General features: G+C 38.4%; 1 protein-coding gene. It reads right to left on the bottom strand.

Annotation, left to right across the window (positions count from 1 at the left end; genetic code table 11):
- The coding region (locus tag ACOV8S_RS31370; protein ID WP_448321873.1) for a 5'-3' exonuclease at positions 1–431 on the bottom strand (431 nt) is incomplete at its 3' end.
- Positions 432–440: the final 9 nt, after the last annotated feature.

The following is a 440-nucleotide window of genomic DNA, read 5'->3' as shown; positions in this document are numbered from 1 at the left end:
ATCTCTGCCAATAGACGAGAAAGCTTCAAATCTTCTAATCCTGCTTGCATTTTCTTTTGCTGCGCAGCCGTTAGTTCATGGACATTTTCTAACAAACCGTCAATCGTTTCATATGTTTGAATAAATTTTAAAGCAGATTTTTCTCCGATTCCTTTGACACCTGGATAATTATCACTTGCATCACCCATGAGTGCTTTCATATCAATGAGTGCCTTTGGCGAGATTCCCATTTCCTCTTCAAATAAGGCTTTTGTATAATGCTTATAATTGCCAATTCCTTTTTGCATCAGGGCAACAGTCACTTGTTCATTCAAAATTTGCAGCAAATCTTTGTCACCAGTTAGGACAGTCACACGTGCTTCTTTTTGGTAAAGCGTAGCAAGTGTACCAATACAATCGTCTGCTTCAAAGCCCTTTAAACCAATGTTCACAATTCCTAG

It is taken from the genome of Streptomyces sp. CO7, from assembly GCF_053474865.1.
Note: the sequence above shows the minus strand (reverse complement) of the source record. Positions and strands in the feature narration are given on the sequence as shown.